14 protein-coding genes are annotated in these 21,405 nt (G+C 73.5%); 8 read left to right on the forward strand and 6 right to left on the reverse strand.

Annotation, left to right across the window (positions count from 1 at the left end; translation table 11 throughout):
- Positions 1–26: 26 nt before the first annotated feature.
- The 8 genes from C6361_RS01875 to C6361_RS01910 all read left to right on the forward strand — a co-directional run bounded on the left by C6361_RS01875 (position 27) and on the right by C6361_RS01910 (position 9,072).
- Positions 27–1,088, forward strand: coding sequence for an aspartyl/asparaginyl beta-hydroxylase domain-containing protein (locus C6361_RS01875; protein WP_107266552.1), 1,062 nt, complete (start codon positions 27–29; stop codon positions 1,086–1,088).
- Positions 1,085–2,389, forward strand: coding sequence for a GNAT family N-acetyltransferase (locus tag C6361_RS01880; RefSeq protein ID WP_199853202.1), 1,305 nt, complete (start codon positions 1,085–1,087; stop codon positions 2,387–2,389). The genes C6361_RS01875 and C6361_RS01880 overlap by 4 nt, the downstream gene beginning before the upstream one ends.
- A complete protein-coding gene (locus C6361_RS01885; RefSeq protein WP_234359266.1) occupies positions 2,376–3,617 on the forward strand; it encodes an MFS transporter in 1,242 nt (413 codons plus the stop codon). The genes C6361_RS01880 and C6361_RS01885 overlap by 14 nt, the downstream gene beginning before the upstream one ends.
- The gene (locus C6361_RS01890) at positions 3,614–4,900 is read left to right on the forward strand and encodes an acetyl-CoA carboxylase biotin carboxylase subunit family protein (RefSeq protein ID WP_107270668.1); all 1,287 of its coding nucleotides are present in this window, start codon (positions 3,614–3,616) and stop codon (positions 4,898–4,900) included. The genes C6361_RS01885 and C6361_RS01890 overlap by 4 nt, the downstream gene beginning before the upstream one ends.
- Before the next feature lie 20 nt (positions 4,901–4,920).
- Positions 4,921–5,481, forward strand: coding sequence for an isochorismatase family protein (locus C6361_RS01895; RefSeq protein ID WP_107259414.1), 561 nt, complete (start codon positions 4,921–4,923; stop codon positions 5,479–5,481).
- Positions 5,478–6,695: a PLP-dependent aspartate aminotransferase family protein gene (locus C6361_RS01900; RefSeq protein ID WP_107270669.1), complete on the forward strand. Its 1,218-nt coding sequence runs from the start codon at positions 5,478–5,480 to the stop codon at positions 6,693–6,695. Before C6361_RS01895 ends, C6361_RS01900 begins: the two co-directional genes overlap by 4 nt.
- Positions 6,695–7,270, forward strand: coding sequence for a peroxiredoxin (locus tag C6361_RS01905; protein ID WP_107266554.1), 576 nt, complete (start codon positions 6,695–6,697; stop codon positions 7,268–7,270). Before C6361_RS01900 ends, C6361_RS01905 begins: the two co-directional genes overlap by 1 nt.
- A gap of 605 nt (positions 7,271–7,875) precedes the next feature.
- Positions 7,876–9,072, forward strand: a complete 1,197-nt coding sequence (locus C6361_RS01910) for a pyridoxal phosphate-dependent aminotransferase (protein ID WP_199853203.1) — start codon at positions 7,876–7,878, stop codon at positions 9,070–9,072.
- Positions 9,073–9,134: 62 nt separating this feature from the next.
- Here the strand turns inward: C6361_RS01910 and C6361_RS01915 are convergent, their stop codons facing one another.
- The 6 genes from C6361_RS01915 to C6361_RS01940 are packed head-to-tail and all read right to left on the reverse strand — an operon-like array spanning position 9,135 to position 21,405.
- A complete protein-coding gene (locus tag C6361_RS01915) occupies positions 9,135–17,219 on the reverse strand; it encodes a non-ribosomal peptide synthetase (protein ID WP_107266555.1) in 8,085 nt (2,694 codons plus the stop codon).
- Between the two features lie 48 nt (positions 17,220–17,267).
- Entirely contained in the window at positions 17,268–17,462 is a 195-nt protein-coding gene (locus C6361_RS01920) for an MbtH family protein (protein WP_107259406.1), read from the reverse strand.
- Positions 17,463–17,490: 28 nt separating this feature from the next.
- Positions 17,491–18,606, reverse strand: coding sequence for a mandelate racemase/muconate lactonizing enzyme family protein (locus C6361_RS01925; RefSeq protein WP_107266556.1), 1,116 nt, complete (start codon positions 18,604–18,606; stop codon positions 17,491–17,493).
- 41 nt (positions 18,607–18,647) lie between these two features.
- The gene (locus C6361_RS01930; protein ID WP_234359267.1) at positions 18,648–19,970 is read right to left on the reverse strand and encodes a methylaspartate mutase; all 1,323 of its coding nucleotides are present in this window, start codon (positions 19,968–19,970) and stop codon (positions 18,648–18,650) included.
- Positions 19,971–19,972: 2 nt separating this feature from the next.
- Positions 19,973–20,461: a cobalamin B12-binding domain-containing protein gene (locus C6361_RS01935; RefSeq protein ID WP_107266558.1), complete on the reverse strand. Its 489-nt coding sequence runs from the start codon at positions 20,459–20,461 to the stop codon at positions 19,973–19,975.
- A complete protein-coding gene (locus C6361_RS01940; RefSeq protein WP_107259400.1) occupies positions 20,458–21,405 on the reverse strand; it encodes a diiron oxygenase in 948 nt (315 codons plus the stop codon). The genes C6361_RS01935 and C6361_RS01940 overlap by 4 nt, the downstream gene beginning before the upstream one ends.

Raw genomic sequence — 21,405 nt, forward strand, 5'->3', positions numbered from 1 at the left:
GGCATCGACACCCAAGGAGGGACCACATGTCCGCGACTCCGTCCCAGGCGGTGGACGTCCAGGCCACGCCCGAGTACTCGACGAACGACTCGCCCGAGCCCACCGACCTGCCGCCGCTGGCGACCGCGCTGCCGCACACCGCCCGGCTGACGCCCGGCTTCGACGTCGACCGGCTGGTGGCCGACCTGGAGCGACTCGGCACCGCCGAGTGGAAGCAGCAGCAGCTCTACACCGAGTCCGGGCTCGGCGCCGTGGCCAACTTCGACTGGAAGGTGCTGTCGCTGTGCAGCATCGGCGGCGACCCGACCCGGACGGATCCGGGCGGGCCCGGGCTGGAGGGCTTCGGGTACACCGAGCGGCTGCAATCCACCCCGTACTTCGCCGAGATCCTCGCCGGGATCCCGGCACCGCTGCGGGCCGTCCGGCTCATGTCGCTCGGCCCGGGCGCCAGGACCCGGATACACCACGAGACGAAATACGGCTTTCCGTGGGGGACGCTGCGGCTGCACATCCCGATCACCACCTCGCCGGGAGCGATCCTGGCGTTCGGCGACGAGGTGTACCAGTGGCAGCCGGGCGAGTTCTGGTTCGGCAACTTCTGCCGCTCCCACATGGTGCGGAGCAGCGGTCCGGGCAACCGGGTGCACATGGTGATCGACACGTTGGTGACCCCGGAGTTGGTCGCGTTGTTCCCGGCGGACGTGCGCGCCATCCTCGACCGGCACGAGCCGCTGTTCGCCCGCCGTACCGTGCCGATCTGCTCCGCCGACCTCGGCGAGTACCGGTCGACGACGTTCGCCATGCCGGCGTCGTTCGCCAACTGGGAGGAGGCCGACGGCGAGTTCCTCCGCCCGCAGCCGACCGTTGCGGCGTCGGTCGACGTACGCGACTCCCGGCTGGTCCTGCTGGTCGACGACAAGCCGACCTTCGGCCTGGTGCACATCGGCGACGGCGAGTTCCGGTTCGCGGGTTGGAGCGACGAGCGGACGGTGCAGCTGGGGCCGTCCGGTCCGGCGGGCGGCGTGACCCTGCGTACCCGACAGGGCGGGGTGACCCGCGAGCTGACCGTCGCCGCGAGCCGTCCATGACGGTCGGCGCCGTCTCCGCCGACCGGCTCGGTGCGGTCTTCTCCGACCATCTCGGCGGGATACCGCCGGGGCGGTGGGACGGGTTGGCGGCCGGCCGGCTCTACTCGTCGCGGGACTGGCTCGCGCTCTGTGCCGGCGACGCCGGTGGCACCGCCGGCGCCGTCGGCGTGGAGTCGGTCGACGGACGGCTGGCCGCGCTGCCGGTCACCGCGATCACCGCCGAGGGGAACCCGTTCTACCGCTGGTCGGAGGCGCTGGCCGAGGCCGGCCTGCCGGCGCCGGCACCGGTCGGGATCCTCGCCGGCCAGCGTCGGGGGTACCAGACCCACCTGCTCGTCGAGACCGGCGAGCGGGCGGTACCGGCGGCCCGGGCCGAGGCCGCGGCCTCGCTGCTCGACCGGCTCGCCGAGCTGCCCGGTGCGGCGGCCCAGGCCGGGCTGCTGGGGGCGCGACCGCCGGAACACCCGCCCTGCGTCGCGATGTACCTCGACACGGCCGACGTGCTGGCCTTCCGGGCGGCCGGGGTCGGCACCCTACCGGTGCTGCTCCGGCCGGACGCCTGGATTGCGGTGCCGGCGGGGGGCTGGGACGCCTGGCTGGCGTCCCTGCCCTCGCCGCGCCGGGCCGAACTGGTCCGGCGGGAGAGCCGCCGGTTCGACCGCGCCGGCTACACCCTGCGGGAGACCTCGCTGCTGGAGAGCCACGCCGTCGCCGCCCGGCTGCTGGCCGGTACCGAGGCCCGGTACGGCCGGGCGACCACCGCCGCCGCACACGAGGCGTCGCTGCGCCGGCAGGCGACGATGATGGGACCGGCCGCCCGGGTGCTGCTCTGCCTGCGCGACGACGAGCCGGTCGGCTACGTCTGCTACTACCTGTGGGGCGACACGCTGTTCCTCAGGTCGGCCGGCTTCGACCACGCCCGGCTGGCCAACGCCGCCGAATACTTCAACCTGGTCTACTACCTGCCGGTCCGGATCGCGGCCGAGGCCGGGGCGCGACGGATCCACGCCGGCATCGAGGCGTTCGACGCGAAGGCGCTGCGCGGCGCCCGACTCTCTCCACTGTGGCTGCTGGACCTCTCCGCCGACAGCCCGCTGGCCGGCCGCGACGCGCAGATCCGGGCGTACAACGCCGGCCGGTCCCGGCAGCTGGTGGAGTCGTCGCGGGCGGTCGCCAAGTCCTGGCGCGGCGGCGTGTCCGGGGTACCCGAGGAGTTCGGGCTGCACGACGGTCTGGACGCCGGGCGGCCGGACCCGGAACCTGGGACGGAGGCGTCCGGTGACGCCGGTGCTCTCCGCTGACTTCGGCCGGTTGTGGGCCGCGCAGGCGGTGTCCCAGGTCGCGGCGAAGAGCGGTCTGCTCGTCCTGCCGCTGCTGGCGGTGCTGCTGCTGGACGCCTCGCCGGGCGAGGTCGGCCTGGTCAACGCCGCGCAGTACGCCCCGGTGTTCGTGGTGACGCTGCTGGCCGGCGCCTGGCTGGACGGGCGGGCCCGCCGGCCGGCCATGCTGGCCGCGCACCTCGGCCGGGCGCTCCTGCTCGGGCTCGCCGCGGTCATGGTGCTGGCCGATGCGGTGCACGTGTGGCTGCTCGCGGCGATCGCCCTCCAGGTGGGCTGCCTCACCGCGCTGGCCGACGTCGCCGCGCACACCTACCTGCCGACCCTGGTACCGGCCGCGTCGCTGCCGGCCGCGAACAGCCGGCTGGAGGCGACCTACTCGGTGACGCAGATCGCCGCGCCGGGGCTGGGCGGCATCGCCGTCGGCGCGGTCGGCGGCTCGACCCTGCTGGCGTCGCTCGGCGCGACGTACGCCGTCGCCGCGGCCTGCCTGTACCGGATCCGTCAGCCGGAGCCGCCGGCCGGGCCGACTCGCGGTGCCGGGGCGCTGCGCCGGATCCACGAGGGGGCCCGGTTCACCGCCGGGTCTCCGCCGCTGCGCAGCCTGATGGTCCAGGCCGCCTGGTTCAACCTCTTCGAACAGGTCATCCTCACGGTGTACCTGGTGCACGCCGTGCGGTTCCTGCACTTCTCGCCGGGGCTGCTGGGCGTGACGGTGGCCCTGGGCGCGGTGGGCGCGGTGTGCGGGTCGGCGCTGGCCCGGCGGATCGAGCGGCGGGTCGGCATCCGGGGCACCCTGGTCCGGGGCATGGCGGTCGCCTCCGCCGCGCCGCTGGCGATCCCGCTGACCGCCCTGCCGACCCCGGTCGCCGCCGCGCTCTGCACCGTGACGTTCCTGGCCTTCGGGTTCGGCCTGACCGTGTTCAACGTCTACAGCGTGTCGCTGCGCCAGCGGCTCGCCCCGGACCACCTGCTCGGCCGGGTCACCGCGACCTTCCGGTTCGTCACCTTCGGCACGATCTGGATCGGCGCGTTGGTCGGTGGCGTGGCCGCCGAACTGCTCGGCACCCGGCCGGCCATCGTGCTCGCCGCCGCCGCGCTGCTGCTCGGCTGGGTCCACTTCGCGATCGTCACCCGGCGGGTCGAACCGACCCTCTGGACGGTCGGCGAGCGGCTGGAGTGTGCGTCGTGAGCGCTGCCTCGGGCGTACCGGCCGTCATCCTGCTCGGCCGGCTGGCCACGCTGGCCCGGCACGCGCGGTTGATCCGCGAGGCGCGCCGCCGGGGGTACGCCCCGATCGCCGTCGTCGGCTACGCCGCGGACGCGGCGCGACTGGCCGTCGCCCGGGCCCGACCCGGGCACCCGCTCGCCGACCTGGCGGACGCGGTCGGGGTGCCCGACGCCGCCGTCGACACGGTGGTCGCCGCCGTGCAGCCGGTACTCCGTACCCGCCCGATCGCCGCGGTGCTCTCCACCGGCGAACCGTTCCTGGAACCGGCGGCCGTACTGGCGGAACTGCTCGACCTGCCCGGTCCGGGCTGGGCCGCGGCCCGGATCTGCCGGAACAAGCTGCTCCAGCGCACCCGCCTGCCGTGGATCTCGCCGCGCTGGCGGCCGGCGGCACCGCTCGACGTCGACGGGTTCGGCGGGGTCGGGTTCCCGGCGGTGGTGAAGCCGGCCGGCCGGTTCCAGAGTTCCGGGGTCCGGGCGGTACGCGACGCGGCCGAGCTGGCCGACGCGCTGGCAGCGCTGCCCGCCGGCGAGACCGTGCTGGTCGAGGAGCGGGTCGACGGGCGCGAGTACTCGGTGGAGGCCCTGGTCCGCGAGGGCCGGATCATCTGGTCCGGGGTCACCGGCAAGGAGACCAACGAAAACCACCGGGGCAGCTTCTTCACCGAGCTTTCGCACACCAGTCCGGCCTGCGGGCTGACCGGCCGGGAACACGAGGCGCTGCTCACCGCCAACGCGGAGGTGCTGCGCGGGGTGGACGTGCGCACCGCGATGACGCACGCGGAGTTCCGGCTGACCGACGACGGGCCGGTGCTGATGGAGGTGGCCGCGCGGGCGCCCGGCGACGGGATCACGCTGATGTGGGAGCTGGCCACCGGCGTACCGCTGGAACCGGTCCTGCTCGACCTGGCGCTCGGCGTCCCGACCGGGTATCCGGAGCCCCGCCGCCGGGTGCACCACCGGTACCTGCCGCATCCGCGCGGCCGGCTGCGGGACGTCGCCGCCGACGTCCCGGTGCACTGGCTGACCCGCGACGACCGCTGGCCGGAACCCGAACCGTCCCCGGCGACGGCACCGCCGCGCTGTCACGCGGTGCTGGTCAGCCGACTCCCCGGTGACCTGCTCGGCGAGCAGAGCGACTCGACACAGCGCTCGGTGTCGGTGCTGGTCGACGCGCCGTTGGAGCAGAGCGTCGAGGCGGTGGCGGCGGCAGTCGCGGCCCGGGTACGGGTCGACGTGCAGTGACAACCGATCGGAGAGGAAACATGGCGAGAGCGTTCGTGATAGTCGACGTGCAGAACGACTTCTGCGAAGGGGGCACGTTCGCGGTGCCGGGCGGCACGCGGGTGGCCGGCGACATCACCCGGTACCTGGCCCGCGCCGCCGGGGACTACGCGGCCGTGGTGGCGATCGCGGACTTCCACTACCCGGAGACGGCCGGCGACCCGCCGCACTGCGTGCTCGGTACCCCGGGCCACGAGTTCCGGCCGGAGCTGGACCTGAGCCGGGTCTCGTCGGTCTTCGCGAAGGGTGGCGAGCGGGCCGCGTACAGCGCGTTCGAGGGCACCTGCGACGGCAGGTCCCTCGGCGACTGGCTGATCGACCGGGGCGTCCGAGAACTGGACGTGGCGGGCCTCGCGGCCGACCTGTGCATCCGGGCCACCGCACTGGACGCGGCCGGCAGGGGCTTCGGTACCCGGGTCTTCACCGACCTCGTCGCCGGGTTCGACCCGGACCGGGTCGCGTCCGCGTACGACGAGATGCGCGCCGCCGGCGTGACGCTGGTGAGCACCTCGGCGGCCCCGGCGGCGCGGTGGCCGCGGTGAGGCCACGCACCGCCCCGGCGACCCGGGCGGTCCACCCGCCCGACCCGCCCCCGGTACTCCAGCGCTCGCCGACGCCGCCGCTGCACCGGGCCACCTCGTACCTCTTCGAGTCCATGGCCGAGTCGCTGGACCTGCGCGCCGGCCGGCGCAGCGGGTACGTGTACGGCCGGATCGACAACCCGACCGCCGACGCCTTCGCCACCGCCGTCGCCGAGATGGAGGCCGTGAACGTCGCCGGCCCGGTCGAGGGGCAGGCGTTCAACTCGGGGATGGCGGCGATCACGGCGGTGATGCTGGCGGTCACCGGCGCGGGTGCGCACGTGGTGGCACCGCGCGACGCGTACGGCGGCACCTACGGGCTGCTGGACGGCGTGCTCTCCCGGTTCGGTCTGGCCGTCGACTTCGTCGACCCGACCGATCCGGAAGCCGTCCGCGCGGCGATCCGGCCGGAGACCCGGGTGGTGTTCGCGGAGACCCTGGCGAACCCGACGCTCGCGGTGCCGGAGCTGCCGGTACTGGCCGAACTGGCCCACGCGGCCGGCGCGCTCCTGGTGGTGGACTCCACCCTGGCCACCCCGGTGCTGTGCCGGCCGCTGGAGCACGGCGCCGACCTGGTCGTGCACTCCGCGACGAAGTACTTCGGCGGGCACAGCGACGCCGTCGGCGGGGTCGTGGTGGGCCGGCCCGAGCTGATCCGGGAGGTCCGGGCCGCCCGGGTGGCGACCGGCGGGGTGCTCGCGCCGGACCCGGCCTACCTGCTCCGGCGCGGGCTCAGCACCCTGCCGCTGCGGATGGCCCGGCAGTGCGCGACGGCGGCGACGATCGCCGACGCGATGACCAGGCACGACGCGGTCCTCCGGGTGGACTATCCCGGCCTCGGCACCCACCCCAGCCACGACCGGGCCAGTCGGCTCTTCGACGACGAGCGGTTCGGCGCGATCGTGACCCTCACCCTCCGAGGTGGCAAGGAGGCCGGTAGCGTCTTCCTCGACTCGCTCGGACTTGTCGCGATCGGCACCTCCCTCGGCGGCGTCAGCACGGTGGCGCAACACGTCGCGTCGACGACGCACCGCCAGTTGGATCCGCAGGCGCTGGCGGAGGCCGGCATCGGGGCCGGTACGGTGCGTCTCTCGATCGGCCTGGAGGACCCGGCCGACCTGGTCGCGGACCTGCACCGGGCGCTCTGGGCCATCCGAGGCTTTTGGAGGCTGTGATGAGTCACAATCCACTGCTGCTCCCCGCCGACCTGCCGGTGCCGCAGGACGACGGTGCCGCCGACCACCTGCCCGGCCTCCGGATGCCGGCGCTCGCCCTGCCAGCCACCGACGGTGCGGAGATGCGGGTCGACGTGGTACCGCCGGGCGCCACCCGACTGGTCCTGTACGCGTACCCCCGGACCGGCCGGCCCGGGGTGGAGCCGCCGCCGGGCTGGGACCTCATCCCCGGTGCGCGCGGCTGCACCCCGCAGTCGTGCGCCTTCCGGGACCACGCGGCGGAGCTGGGCTCGGCCGGTGCGGCGGTCGCCGGGCTGTCGACCCAGGACACCGGGTACCAGCGAGAGGCGGTGCAGCGGCTGCACCTGCCGTTCCCGTTGCTCAGCGACGTCCACCTGGCGTTGACCCGGGCGCTGCGCCTGCCGACGTTCGAGGTCGCCGGCGTCACCCTGCTGCGCCGGTTGACCCTCGTGGTCCGGGACGGCGTCGTCGAGCACGTCTTCTACCCGGTCTTCCCGCCGGACCGGCACGCCCGGGTCGTGCTCGACTGGCTCGCCGGGCACCCGGTGCGCTGAGGCGCCGGCTCGCGGTGCTGCCGGTTCGCGGTGCGGCCGGTTCGCGGTGCGGCCGGTTCGCGGTGCGGCCGGTTCGCGGTGCTGTCGGCTCGCGTGCGGCTGGTTGGTCGGGGCTCGCGCGGTCAGCACGGCCGGTTCGACCGGCCGTGCTGACCGGTGCCGGCCCTGGTCGCCGACGACGGCGCGGACGCGCGGCTTCTCGTGCTTCCCGGTGGCCCCGGTGCGGGTCGCCGGGAGGTCGCGGGATCCGATTGTGTCGGAATATCGCGGCGGAGATCCGCCCACGACCTGGGCAGTAGTGGAATTCTCGTCGCGTTCCGACGAGAATGCGAGGCGCCGCCCGAGGAGTCCGACGTTTCGGCCCGCGATGTCAATTGAATTCGCCGCCCACGGCAATGCCGTGGCGACCGCGCGAATTGGACCTCAGCTCCCTTGTCGACGCCACCCGGCGGGTGGGACGGGTGCCGCGCCCGCTGCCGGATCCCTTGCCACGGCTGGCCGAACCGCTTCCCGGAGTCCGGTCGGGGATTGACCGCGAAGCCCGTACCACAGGCTCGGCCGGACCGGCTCGAGTCGTGCCGGAACCCATATGACAGCATGGGCACATGAGGCGTATATCGGCGCGCGTCAGCGCCATTACCGAGTCGGCAACCCTCGCTGTCGATGCGCGGGCGAAGGCGATGAAGGCGGCCGGACGGCCGGTCATCCTCTTCGGTGTGGGTGAGCCGGACTTCCCGACCCCCGAATACATTGTCGAGGCGGCTCGACAGGCCTGCGGAAATCCCCGATTCCACCGGTACAGCCCCAGCGGAGGTCTGCCCGAACTGCGCGAGGCGGTGGCGGCGAAGACCCTGCGAGACTCCGGCTACCGGGTGGACCCGTCGCAGGTCCTGATCACCAATGGCGGGAAGCAGGCGGTGTACGAGGCATTCGCGACCCTGCTCGACCCGGGCGACGAGGTGCTGGTCGTCTCGCCGTACTGGACGACCTATCCGGAGGCGATCAGGCTCGCCGGTGGCGTCCAGGTGGACGTGGTGACCGACGAGACGAGCGGCTACCTGGCCACCGTCGAGCAGTTCGAGGCTGCCCGGACGCCCCGCACCAAGGCGCTGCTCTTCGTCTCGCCCTCCAACCCCACCGGGGCGGTCTACCCGCCCGAGCAGGTGGCCGCGATCGGACGGTGGGCGGCCGAGCACGGCCTGTGGGTGGTGACCGACGAGATCTACGAGCACCTGACCTACGGCGGTGTCACCGCGCCCAGCATCGCGACCACCGTGCCGGAGCTCGGCGACCGGGTCGTCGTCCTCAACGGCGTGGCGAAGACCTTCGCGATGACCGGATGGCGGGTCGGCTGGCTCATCGGGCCGAAAGACGTCGTCAAGGCCGCCACGAACCTGCAGTCGCACGCCACGTCCAACGTCACCAACGTCGCCCAGGCGGCGGCGCTCGCCGCGGTCTCCGGCGACCTGAGTGCCGTGGCCCAGATGCGTGCCGCCTTCGACCGCCGCCGCCGGACCATGGTGCAGATGCTCAACGGGATTCCCGGGATCGTCTGCCCCGAGCCGCAGGGCGCCTTCTACGTGTACCCGAGCGTGCGCGGCTTGCTCGGCCGTGAGATCGCGGGCCGCCGGCCGGCGAGCAGTGCCGAGCTGGCGGAGGTGCTGCTCGAGGAGGCGGAGATCGCGGTGGTGCCGGGCGAGGCGTTCGGTACCCCGGGCTACTTCCGCTTCTCCTACGCGCTCAGCGACGACGACCTGGCCGAGGGGCTGACCCGGCTCGCCAAGCTGGTCGCGTCGGCCTGATGCCCGTGCTGTCGTGATCGTCCGTGGACGCCAGCGGTGTCCGGCGTCGACGGACGATCACGTCAGGTTCGTACCACCTCGGCCAGCAGTGGACCGATGGTCGCGAGCGCCTCGACGTTCAGCAGACGGTGGTGGGTCGACGCCACGTCGTGCACCACGATCTCCCCGCTGACGTACGGGCGCCACGCCCCGGGATCGCGCTCGCCAGCGGCCTCGTCCGCCGCGGCGCGGAAGAAGACCAGGTCGCCGCGGTAGATCCGGCCCGAGACCGAGCCGGCGAGCGCCGAGTTCTCGGCGAACGCCCGGGCCAGGGCGGGTACGGCCCGCTCCGGCAGGTCCGCAAGCGCCCCGCCCGGGCGGCGGATCGCGGTCAGTACGTCCGCCGGTGCCGGTGCCGGCCCGACCCCGTCGTCGAGGCCGAGGGAGGCGAGCAGCCGGCGCAGGTTCTCCGGGTCGTCCGGATGCAGCGCGCCCGCTCTGCCGGGACGGGCCGGATAGCCGTCCAGCATCACGAGCGTGACGTGCTCGCCCTCCGCCTGTAGCCGGGTGGCGATCTCGTGCGCCACGCCGGCCCCGAACGACCAGCCGAGCAGGTGGTACGGCCCCCGGGGCCGGGCGGCGCGAATCTCCGCGAGATAGTCCTCGGCCATCGCGGCGAGCGAGGCCGGGGCGGCGTCGGGATCGGAGAGCCGGCGCGCCTGCAACCCGTAGACCGGAAGGTCCGGGGGCAGATGGCGCAGCAGGCCCGCGTACACCCAGGCGATGCCGGCCACCGGATGCACGCAGAAGAGCGCGTCCGGTGCCGTACCGGCCCGCAGCGGCAGCAGGACGGCGAGCGGATCGCCACCGGTCGGCGTCGCGCCGGATCGGTCACGGTCGCCGAGCCGCAGCGCCAGAGCGGCCGGGGTGGGGCTCTCGAACAGGGCCCGGATGCTCAGCTCGGCACCGAACTCGGCCCGAACCTGCGCGATCAGCTTGACGGCGAGCAGTGAGTGGCCGCCGAGGGAGAAGAAGTCCTCGCCGGGGCCGACGTGCGGGACCCCCAGCGCCTCGGCGAAGAGCTCTGCGATCCGCTCGCTGCGAGCGCTCCAGGAGGACTCCGCCGGGCACGGTGCGCCGTCGACGCTCGGCGGGATCCCGGCCGGCCCCCGAGGCGGCTGCGGAAGGAGCGCGGGCAGCCGGCGCGTGGGATCCTCGGCGGCGGCGTGCAGCACCCGCATGTACGCCGCCGCCAGGCCCTCGGCGGTGTCCCGGTCGAGCAGGTCGGTGGCGTATTCCAGCGTGCCGTGCAGCCCGGCCGGCGTGCCGTCCGCGGCCCATCGTTCCTGGAAGGAGTAGAACATGTCGAACTTGGCGCTGCGCCGGGTCACCCCGGTGCGGGAGACCGCCACCTCCGGCAGCTCCAGCGCCGCGTCCGCGGTGTTCTGGAGCAGGAGCATGACCTGGAACAACGGGTGGTGGGCCAGCGACCGCCTCGGGTTGACCAGCTCCACGACGCGGTCGAACGGGATGTCGTGGTGGCCGAACGCCGCCAGGTCGGTCTCCCGCACCCGGTCGAGCAGGGTGGTGAAGCGGGGATCCCCGCTGGTGTCGGTCCGCAGCACGAGCGTGTTGACGAAGAAACCGACGAGGTCGTCGAGCTCCTCGTCGACCCGTCCGGCCACCACCGAACCGATCGGCAGGTCCTCCCCGGCGCCGCAGCGGGTGAGCAGCGTGGCGAGGCCCGCGTGCAGGACCATGAAGAGGGTCACCCGGCCGGCACCGGCGAGTCCCAGCAGTCGGGCGTGCAGCTCGGCGTCGATCTCGATGTCGACGACGTCGCCGACGTGACTCGCCACGGCGGGTCGCGGCCGGTCGGCCGGCAGGGGCAGGATCTCGGGTACCCCGTGCAGCGTCCGGCGCCAGAAGGCCGCCTGCTCGGCCAGCACACTCGACGGGTCCTCCAGCGCACCGAGCAGGTCCCGCTGCCACAGCGTGTAGTCGGCGTACTGCACGGCGAGCGGAGCCCAGTCAGGTTCCCGGCCGGCGAGGTGCGCCGCGTAGGCCACCGACAGGTCGTGCAGCAGTGGACGCTCGGACCAGCCGTCGGTGGCGATGTGATGCGTCAGGAGCAGCAGTACGTGCCGTCCCGGCCCCACCGCGAACAGGGTCACCCGGATCGGCAGCTCGTGGCGCAGGTCGAAGACGTGCGCCGCCGCGTCCCTGAGGAGTTCGTCGAGTTCGGTCTCGGTGGTGGCGACGAGCGAGACCGGGACGCTGGCCTCCTCCGGCGCCAGCACCACCTGCTCCGGCTCGCCGTGCATCTCCCGGTAGACCGTGCGGAGGCTCTCGTGCCGGGCGACGACCGCACCGACACTCGCGGTCAGGGCCGCGGTGTCGAGCGGGCCCTCCAGCCGGAAGGCGAGGGGCAGATTGTAGGCCGCGCTCGGCCCGTCGATCGCGTCGAGCAGCCAGATCCGCCGCTGGGCGAACGACAGCGGCAGGTGCTCCGGGCGGGCAGCCGCGCGCAGCGCCGGGCGGTCTCCGGCGGCGGTGCTCGACGCGATCCGGCGCGCGAGTCCGGCGACCGTCGGCGCCTCGAACAGCGTCCGGATGCCCAGCTCCACGCCGAGCGCCGACCGGATCCGGCCGATCAGGCGGGCGCCGAGCAGGGAGTGACCGCCCAGCCGGAAGAAGTCGTCGTCCACACCGACCCGTGGCATGCCCAGCACCTCGGCGAAGAGTTCGGTGAGCAGCTCCTCGCGTGCGTCGCGCGGACCGCGGGCACCGACGACGGCGTGGCCCGGGGCGGGCAGCGCGGCCCGATCCAGTTTCCCGTTCGCGTTCAACGGGAACGCGTCCATCACGACGAAGGCCGAGGGCACCATGTAGTCGGGCAGCGTGCCGGCGACGTGCGCCCGCAGCTCCTCGACGGCCGGCGCCCGGCCGGGGGCCGCGCGGACGTACCCGACGATTCGCCGATCGTCCGGCCGGTCCCCGCGGACGGTCACCACCGCCTGGGCGACCTCCGGGCAGCGGGTCAGCACCGCCTCGATCTCGCCCAGCTCGATGCGGAAGCCGCGGACCTTCACCTGATGGTCGACGCGGCCCAGATAGACCAGGCCCTCGCCGGTCCATCGGACCAGGTCACCCGTCCGGTACATGCGGTCACCGGGCGCACCGTACGGATTGGCGACGAACCGTTCGGCCGTCAGTCCGAACCGCCCCAGATAGCCCCTGGCCAGGCCGGTACCCGCCAGGTACAGCTCGCCGACCACGCCGACGGGTACGGGCCGCAGCCGGCCGTCGAGCACGTACGCCTGGCAGTTCCGGATCGGCCGGCCGATCGGTGTCGTCCCCCCGACCTCACCCTCGGACGCCCACGAGGTGGCGTAGACGGTGTCCTCGGTCGGCCCGTACGCGTTGACCACCCGTACGGCCGAGAACGCCCGCTGGACCGCTGCGGCGGTGGCGCCGGTCAGCGCCTCGCCGGCCAGCACGACGGTCGGTGCCGAAACTTGCACCGATCCCGTCGCCACGAGCTGCGCCAGCGCCGAGGGCACCCCGCTGACCAGCGTCGGCCTGCCCAGCGGGGCGTCCGCGGCCGGCGGGCGCTCCGCCAGCGCCAGCGCGTCCCGGAGCACCTCGACGGCGCCGCCGCAGAGCAGCGGGCCGAACATCTCGAAGACGGAGACGTCGAAGTTGAGCGAGGTGCTGAACAGCACGTGCGCCAGCCGGTCCGGGCCGAACTCCTCGTGCGCCCAACGCGCGAGGTTCACCGCCGATTCGTGTGACACGAGCACCCCCTTGGGACGCCCGGTGGACCCCGACGTGTAGATGACGTACGCCGCGTTCTGCGGCGTCAGCCGGCTACGACGCTCCGCGTCGGTCAGGTCGTCGGCGGCCAGCGCCGCCACCGCCTCCACGGTCCCGGGGGCGTCGAGGACGATGTGGCGGGTCCCCGCGCAGACCGGTGGGAGCACACCGGCGGTTCCCGACTCGGCGATCACCGCGACCGGCGCCGCGTCACCGAGCATGTACGCGATCCGCTCCACGGGGTAGCCGGGTTCGACGGGCAGGTAGGCGGCGCCGGACTTCAGCACGGCCAGCAACGCGACCAGCATCCGCGTCGAGCGGGAGAGCGTGATCGCCACCAGGTCCTCGGGCCCGGCGCCGTGCTCGATCAGGTGCCGGGCCAGCCGGTTCGCCCGGCGGTCGAGTTCCGCGTAGCTGAGGATCCCGTCGTCGCCCAGCACCGCCGGGGCGTCGGGGCTGCGCCGCGCCTGCGCCTCGAACATCGCGGTGAGCGTGGTACGGGGCAGCGGAGCGGCGGTGTCGTTCCACGAGCGCAGCAGCTCGTGCTCGGCCGGGCCGAGCACCGGCAGCTCGTCGAGCGGGATGTCCGGCTCCCGCCCGACGGCGTCCAACACCCGTACCAGCGCGTCGGTCATCCGCTGTACGGTCGGACGGTCGAACAGGTCTACCGCGTACTCGACCTCCAGCGTCATCCCGGCCGGCGTGCCGTTGTCGTGTTGCTCGAAGAAGGCGACGAAGAGATCGAACTTCGCGTTGCCGGCGCTCATCGCCCGCACCGTGCACTCCAGCCCCGGTGCGCTGAAGTCCGCCCGGGCGTTGTTCTGCAACAGCAGCATCACCTGGAAGATGGGGTGCCGGCCCAGCGAGCGCGCCGGGTTGACGGCCTCCACCACCCGCTCGAACGGCACGTCCTGGTGGGAGTAGGCGGCCACGTCGACCTCCCGTACCCGGTCGACCAGCTGCCGGAAGGTCGGGTTCCCCGCCGTGTCGGTGCGCAGCACCACGGTGTTGACGAAGAACCCGACCAACTCGGTGAGCGCCTCGTCCGTCCGGCCGGCGACCGCGGAGCCGATCGGCAGGTCGGTGCCGGCGCCGAGCCGGGTCAGCAGGGCGGCCAGCGCGCTGTGCAGCACCATGAAGAGCGTCGATCCGGTACGCCGGGCCACGGTGAGCAGCCGGGCGTGCAGCGCGGGCGGGAGGTCGACGACGAGCATGCCGCCGCGGTGACTGGCCACCGCCGGACGGCTGCGGTCGGTGGGCAGGACCAGCTCCTCCGGCGCACCGGCGAGCGTGCGCCGCCAGAAGGCGAGCTGCGCGCTGACCAGGCTCTCCGGACTCTCCTCCCGGCCGAGCAGCCGGTCGTGCCAGAGCACGTAGTCGGCGTACTGCACGGGCATCGGCGACCAGGACGGCCGACGGTCGAGGGCGCGGGCGGTGTAGGCGGTGGCCAGGTCCCGCATCAGGGGCCGGACGGACCAGCCGTCGCTGGCGATGTGGTGCGGGACCACGAGCACCACGTGCCGGTCGGCGGTGACCCGGAGGACGGTGCAGCGGATCGGCAGCTCGGTGGTGAGGTCGAAGGGCTGCCGCGCCGCCTCGGCCAGACGCTGCTGCACATCGGCCCGCGAGGTGTCGACGACGTCGAACGGCAGCCGCGCCTCCGGCACCGCGAGCACCACCTGGTGCGGGTCGCCCTCCGAATCCGGATAGACGGTACGCAGGATCTCGTGGCGTTCCAGCAGGTCGGCGAAGGCGGTCCGGAGCGCGTCCACGTCCAGGGGACCGTCGATCGTGATCGTCTGTGGAATGTTGTACGTCGCGCTCGGCCCCTCCAGCTGCCGCAGGAACCACATCCGCCGCTGCGCGAAGGACAGCCCCAACGTCTCCGGCCGGCTCGACGGCAGCAGCGGCGGCCGGTCCAGGCTGGAGATCTCCTCCGGTAGCCGCGCCGCCAGCTCCGCCACGGTGGACGCCTCGAACAGCAGCCGGATGCTGATGGTCGTGCCGAAGGCGGTCCGGATCCGGCTGATCAGGCGCGCGGCCAGCAGCGAGTGGCCGCCGAGTTCGAAGAAGCCGACGTCGGCACCGACCCGGTCGACCTCAAGTACCTCGGCGAAGAGCGCGCAGAGCGTCCGTTCGGCGTCGGTGACCGGCTCCCGGCCGGCGTCGGCGCCGTAGACGGGGGCGGGCAGCGCCTGCCGGTCCAGCTTCCCGTTGGGGGTGCGCGGAAACTCGTCCAGCGGGATCACCACCGACGGCACCATGTAGTCGGGGAGGGTCCGTGCCACCTCGGCGCGCAGCGCGCCGGGGTCGATGTCCCGCCCCTGGACGTACGCGACCAGGTGGGTGCCGCCCGGCCCGTTGACGTCCGGCAGCACGACGACCTGGGCCACGCCCGGCGCGGCGGCGAACGCGGCCTGCACCTCCGCCGGCTCGACCCGGTACCCGCGCACCTTGACCTGGTGGTCCACCCGCCCGACCACCTCGAACAGGCCCTCGGCCGTGATCCGCCCGAGGTCGCCGCTGCGGTACATGCGTTCGCCCGGCGCCCCGAACGGGTCGGCCACGAAGCGTTCCGCCGTCAGGCCGGGCTGGTGCAGGTAGCCGTGCGCCAGGGCGACGCCGGTGAGGTAGAACTCGCCGACGACGCCGACCGGGACCGGGCGCAGCCACCGGTCCAGCAGGTACGCGCCCTTGTTCGCCAGCGGCCGGCCGACCGGCAGGGTACGCAGGTGCAGGTCCTCGGGGCGTACGGCGTGCCAGGTGGTGAAGCCGAGGTTCTCCGCCGGGCCGTAGACGTGTCGTACGCGCAGGTGGGGATAGAGCTGCATGATCTTCCTGACGTGCGGGGTGGACGCCGCCTCGCCGGCGCTGAACGCCACCCGTACCCCCTTGAAGGTGTGCGGGTACTCGTCGACGAGGAAGTTGAACAGGCTGCCGGAGAGCCGCACCATGGTGACGCCCCGGCCGGTCACCTCGTCCGCGATGACGGCCGGTTCTGCCTCCTGTGTCGGCAGCAGCACCGATCGGGCGCCGTGCAGGAGTGCCCCCCAGAGTTCGAGGCCCGAGGCGTCCCAGGAGGGCGGTGCCGCCTGTAGGAACACCTCCTCCGGCCCGAAGTCGGCGTACGTCTGACCGAGGTAGCTGCCGACGAGCGCGCGGTGCGGCGTGGCCACCCCCTTCGGCTGCCCGGTGGAGCCGGAGGTGAACATGACCCAGAGCAGGTCGTCGGGGCGTACCGGCAGGCGCAGGTCGTCGGCCGGCTGGGCGCTGATCGCCTCGGTGTCGAGGCAGATCGTGCCGGGATCACCGCCGCTGAGTCCCAGCCACTCCGACCGCCCGCTGGTGGTCAGCACGGCCCGGGCCCGCGCGGCGGAGAGGATCAGCCGGAGCCTGGCCGGCGGGAACGTCGGATCCAGGACCGTGAACGCCGCCCCGATCTTGGCGATCGCGAGCATCGCGGTCACCATCTCCGCGTTCCGGGGCAGGAGGATGCCGACTAGTGCGCCGCGAGCCACGCCTCGATCGCGCAGGTGGTGTGCCAGCCGGTTGGCCGCGGAGTTCAGCCCGGCGTACGTCGTCCACTCGTCACCGCAGATGATCGCCGTCGCGTCCGGGGTCCGCACCGCCCACTCTTCGAACAGCTCGTGCACGCACCGGTCGAGGGGCACCTCGACCGCGGTGTCGTTCATCTCCACCACCAGCCGGCGGTGCTCCGCCTCGGAGAGCCGGTCGAGCCGGCGGAGCAGCCGATCGGGTCGTTCGGCGACGTCCCGCAGGACGCGCGCGAGCACCGCGCCGAGCCGCCCGGCGGCGGCGAGGCCGACCGAGCCGGCCGCCAGCCGGATCGTCACGCCGGTGGCCGGCCCCGACGACACGCGGAGCACGATCGGCCACCCCTCGGGCACCGTCTCGACGTCCACCGCCAGGACCGTGTCGAAGAGAGGGGCGGTGGCGCCGTGCGGCGCGCGGGACTCGTCGGCGCGGGCGCGCACGAGCGAGTCGAGTGTCGCCTCCGGCCCGAGCCGGACCTGCGTCGGACGCACCTCGCCCCGCTCGTCGGCCACCCCGAAGAGCACCTCCGCCCGCCCCAGCAACTCGCCGAGGGTCACCGCCCAGGCGGCCCGGTAGACCGCCTCCGGCGAGGTCCCGGCTCCGGCCGCGACGGCGTGCAGCCGGGCGGCGACCCCGGCCGGGAGTTCCACCGGTACGTCCTCGGGAGCCTGCACCGACGCGCGGCCGTCGCCCTGTCCGCGCAGCTCGTCGACGAGCAGGGTGGGCTCGATGTCGGCGCTCGCGGGCACGGGCGCGGCCGACGCGGGCCTCTGGTCGTGCATCACCTGGTGGGACACGGGTCGAATCTCCGATCGGCGGTCGAACGGGTGCCGGTGCTGGCGGTGCTACCGGCTGCTCGCCGGCCGTAGGTCGGTCCAGTGCGTCTCGACGTAGCCGAGACAGTTCGCCCTGCCGTCCGGTCCGTGCACGACGGACCAGCCCGCCGGCACGTCGATGTCGGCCGGCCAGAGGCTGTGCTGGTCCTCGGGATTGCGGAGGACCAGGTAGGAACGGTCGGGGTCCTCGAACGGATTGGTCATCAGCGGCTCCCGTCCCTGCGGTGCCCGCTCATCCGCGCACCGTCCGCGCCGAACTCTCGGCGAACCACTCGGCCGGCACCGTCGCACCGTGGCCCGGTCCCTCGGGCAGCAGGACCCGGGCTCCCTCCCGGCGGGGGCCGCCGCGGACGTCGCCGTCGTCGAGTACCTCGTACGGGAAGTAGAAGTCCGAGCCGCTCACCAGATCGCCGGCGAGGCTGTACGCCTGCATGGCCGCGCCCACCCCGAGCCGTGTCTCGTTGAGTGATCCGCAGTAGACGGCCAGGCCGTGCCGCTGCGCGCTCTGGAACAGCTCGATCGTCTGCTTCGTACCTCCGCTGCGGCCGAACTTGACCGCCACGACGTCGCAGAGCCCCGCCCGGGCGACGGGTTCGAGGTCCTCGGCGGTGCTCACCCCCTCGTCCACGCTGATCGGCACGTCGAACCAGCCGCGCAGCCGGGCCAGCCGATCCAGCTGTCGGGCCCGGAACGGCTGCTCGCAGAACTCGACCCCGCTGTCCCGGGCCGTGCCGAGGATCGCCCGCAGGGCCGTCTCGGTACCGCGCTGGTTGTAGTCGAGGCGCAGCGCCGCGTCGGGGGCGGCGCGGCGGAGCGCCCGCAGGCGTTCGACGTCCTCGGCCGGCGACAGCGCTCCGACCTTGAGCTTGAAGATGCGGTAGCCGTCGTCGGCCCGCTCCCGGACCACCCGGTCGACGGAGGCCGGATCCGGCCGGGACACGGAGTAGGAGAGATCGATGGCGAAGCCGGGGTCACCGCCGAGGAGCGTGTGCACCGCCAGGCCGGTCGCCCGGCCGACGAGGTCGTGGATCGCCATGTCCAGCGCCGCCTTCGCCACCGCGTTGCCCGGCACCGCCGCGTCCATCGCCCGGGACGCCCCGGCGCGGTCGGTCGGGTCCCGGCCGATCAGGGCGGGGGCGAGGAGCCCGGTGACGATCTCGACGATGGCCTGCGGGGTCTGCTCGGAGAAGACGGACCAGGCCGACGCCTCCCCGTACCCGTGGTGGCCGGCGTCGTCGGTGACCTGGAGGAAGACCGACTCCTGCACGCCGTTGACGGGTTGCAGCCCGCGCATCTGCGTCTGGGTCAGCTTGATTTCCCGTACGACGGCCGAGATTGATGTGATCACTACGTCCCCTTCTCGTGAATGGTGTTCCGCGGGTCGGCCGTTCAGCAGGGCAGCGGTTCCGCCCCGTCCGACGGCGGGCCAATCGCGGCCAGCCGGTCACACTCGCGCTGGATGTGCGTCAGGGCCCGCAACAGGCCGTCGGAGGAGAGGCGGCGGCTCCGATCGCCACGGGTGACGATCGGCATCCGGCCGCCGTCGCTCCAGGCCAGCCGGCCGTCCGACTCGATGTAGCTGCGGCTCAGCCCGGCGTTGTCGGGATGTATGCAGAACGGGACGTCGAGGATCCCGCGCTCGAAGGCGGTCACGATGGCCCGGCCGACGTCGGCATCGAGGTCGAGCACCGTGTCGATCAACAGACGTGCCTCGGTGTGCACGGCGCTGTCCCGCCCGGAGTCGACCGCGACCGGCGGCCCGGCCCGCCGCGCCACCGCGGCCGCGTCGGTGAGCGCCGCCACGTTGTCCGCCACGGTGGGGATGCGGAACGCCTCCGCCTGCGTCTTCACCAGCAGACGGGCGACCCCGGTGCGCATCGCGAGTTCTGCGGCGCGGCGGCCGAGCAGCCGCGCGCCGCCGGGGGTACGCGGGTACGCGCCCATGTAGGTGTAGAGCACGATGTGCCAGTCGGCGCCGACCAGCAGCTCGGAGGCGATGCGGTGCAGGGCGAGGATCGCCTCCTCGTCCTGGGCGGGATTCGCCTGCTGGGTGTAGCTGACCGAGACGCTGTGCAGCCCCTCCTGGACGAAGAAGAGCGCCTCCAGGACCGTGATCGCTACCAGGAGGCCGGGTGGGCAGAGCTGGCCCATCATGCAGCCGCCGAAGCTCTCCAGGTGCGGCTGGACGCCGGCCCTCGACGCCGCGACGAGCAGCTCGCACGCCCGGCGCCAGCTGACCAGCGCGTCCCGCAACGGCACCCGGCCGTACGGCAGGCAGTACGAGGCGGGCCCGCCCTCCGTCGCCGAGAGCCCGGCGGCGATGGCCGCCTCGATGATCCGCTCTGGCCGGGCGGCGCCGTGCCGGACCTGGACGGGGAAGTCGGGACCGTGAATGCCGTGCAGCACCGCCCGGGTGGTGGCCGCCGAATGGGAGACGATCGGGTAGCCGTTCAGCGGGGCACCGTCGGCCAGCGCGCGCAGCGCCGCGTCGTGGTCGCCGACCCGGGTGTAGCTGTCCAGCGTCAGCGTGCCGACCGTCGCCCCGCCGACCTGCTTCGTCGCCAGCAGCCCGGCCCGCATCATCTCCGGGTCGCCGAAGCCCATCCGGGGCTGCACGACCAACCGGCCCGAGGCGCGGGCCTGGCGGACGTAGTCCCCGAACGACGAGGCGACCACCGGCGCCCGCTGCTGCTCCGCTGCGCCTGCCGACACCGTCAACCACCCACCGCCGAGGTACTGTGGTTCAGGTAGGTTTCCAGCTCCCGGGCCGATGCCTGGTCGTCGAAGACGGCCGTGAAACCGGCCTCCAGCAGGGCGCGGCTCTGGGCGGCGTCGGGTGACCCGTCGATGCCGAGTTTGCCGCCGATCACCACCGGTACCCCGGCCAGGGCGGGGTTGGCCCGGAGTTCCGAGATCAGCCGCAGCCCGTCGGTGTGCCCGTGGCCGTTCACGCTGCTGACCACGACAAGGTCCGGACGGTAGGTCGCCATCTCGCTCAGCACGGTGCCGGTCGGCACGCAGCAGCCGAGGTTGCGCACCCGGTGGCCCAGCTCCTCGATCAGCAACTGCAGGAAGACCAGGTTCCAGGTGTGTGCGTCGGAGGCCGTGCTGGTCAGCAGCACCCGCATCCGGCGGCCGTCCGGCGGGCCGGCCGGGCCCACCCGGTCGGGGGAGCTGGTGGCCGGCCGCACCGCGACGGTCATCGGCCGACCTCGAATTCCGTCTCCGCCCCCACCTCGTGGGCGAGTCGCCGCACCCCGGAGAAGTCCCGGACCAGCAGGGAGTTCCCGGGAAGCCGGCGGCAGTCCTCGACGATGTCGACCGCGTTCCTGATCCCGGCGTGCCGGATGACGATCGGCCACACGTCGAAGTCCTGCACGACGAACGCCTCCAGCGCCAGCGGGATGGCGCGGTTGAAGAACTCGCGCTGCCTGCGGTCGAGGTGCGCGTGCAGCTCCCTGCCGACCTCCACCATGACCGGGCCGTGCGCGGACTCGTCCCGCGCGTGCAGCCGGGTCACCAGCGAGTGCGCCGGCTGGATGGTCTCGTCCCGGGACATCAGCTCCAGGTACGCGTTCACGCTCACCTCGGCGACGGTCGCCCAGACGAACGTGAGCAGGTCCCGCTGCCAGGTCTCCGTGACGCGCTCGTGCTCGGCCAGCAGCCGCCGGTAGGTGACGGTGTGCGGGTAGTCCGGCTCCCGGTCGACGCGCCGCAACAGCCGGGTGTTGCGCATGGCGAGCATGTGCATGTAGGTGTGCCACGTCTCGTCGACGTGCGCCTGCTGGACCGTCTGCTGGATCTCGAAGCGGTCGATGCCGGGGTAGTCCCCGTGCACGATCTTGGCGAAGGTGGGGTTCGCGACGTACTCCTCGGCCGTGATGACCCGCTCGTTGTAGACCAGCCAGGCCAGGGTGAGTACCAACTGGCGCTGCTCGTCGGTGGCGTCGAGGAAGTCGGGGTGCTCGGCGAAGGGCAGGAACTGGACGGGATAGTCCGGCACCGTGTCGTCGTACTCGGCCCGGCCGTGCACGGCGTCGAGATCGGTACGTACGGTGGCCCGCCGTGGCCACGCCTCGGCGAGGCGTCGCAGCGTGCTCGGGCCGATGGAGTCCTCGCGGTCCAACAGGTCGGATACGGTGTTCAT

Origin of the sequence: Plantactinospora sp. BC1 (assembly GCF_003030345.1) — a bacterium.
Lineage (GTDB): Bacteria > Actinomycetota > Actinomycetes > Mycobacteriales > Micromonosporaceae > Plantactinospora.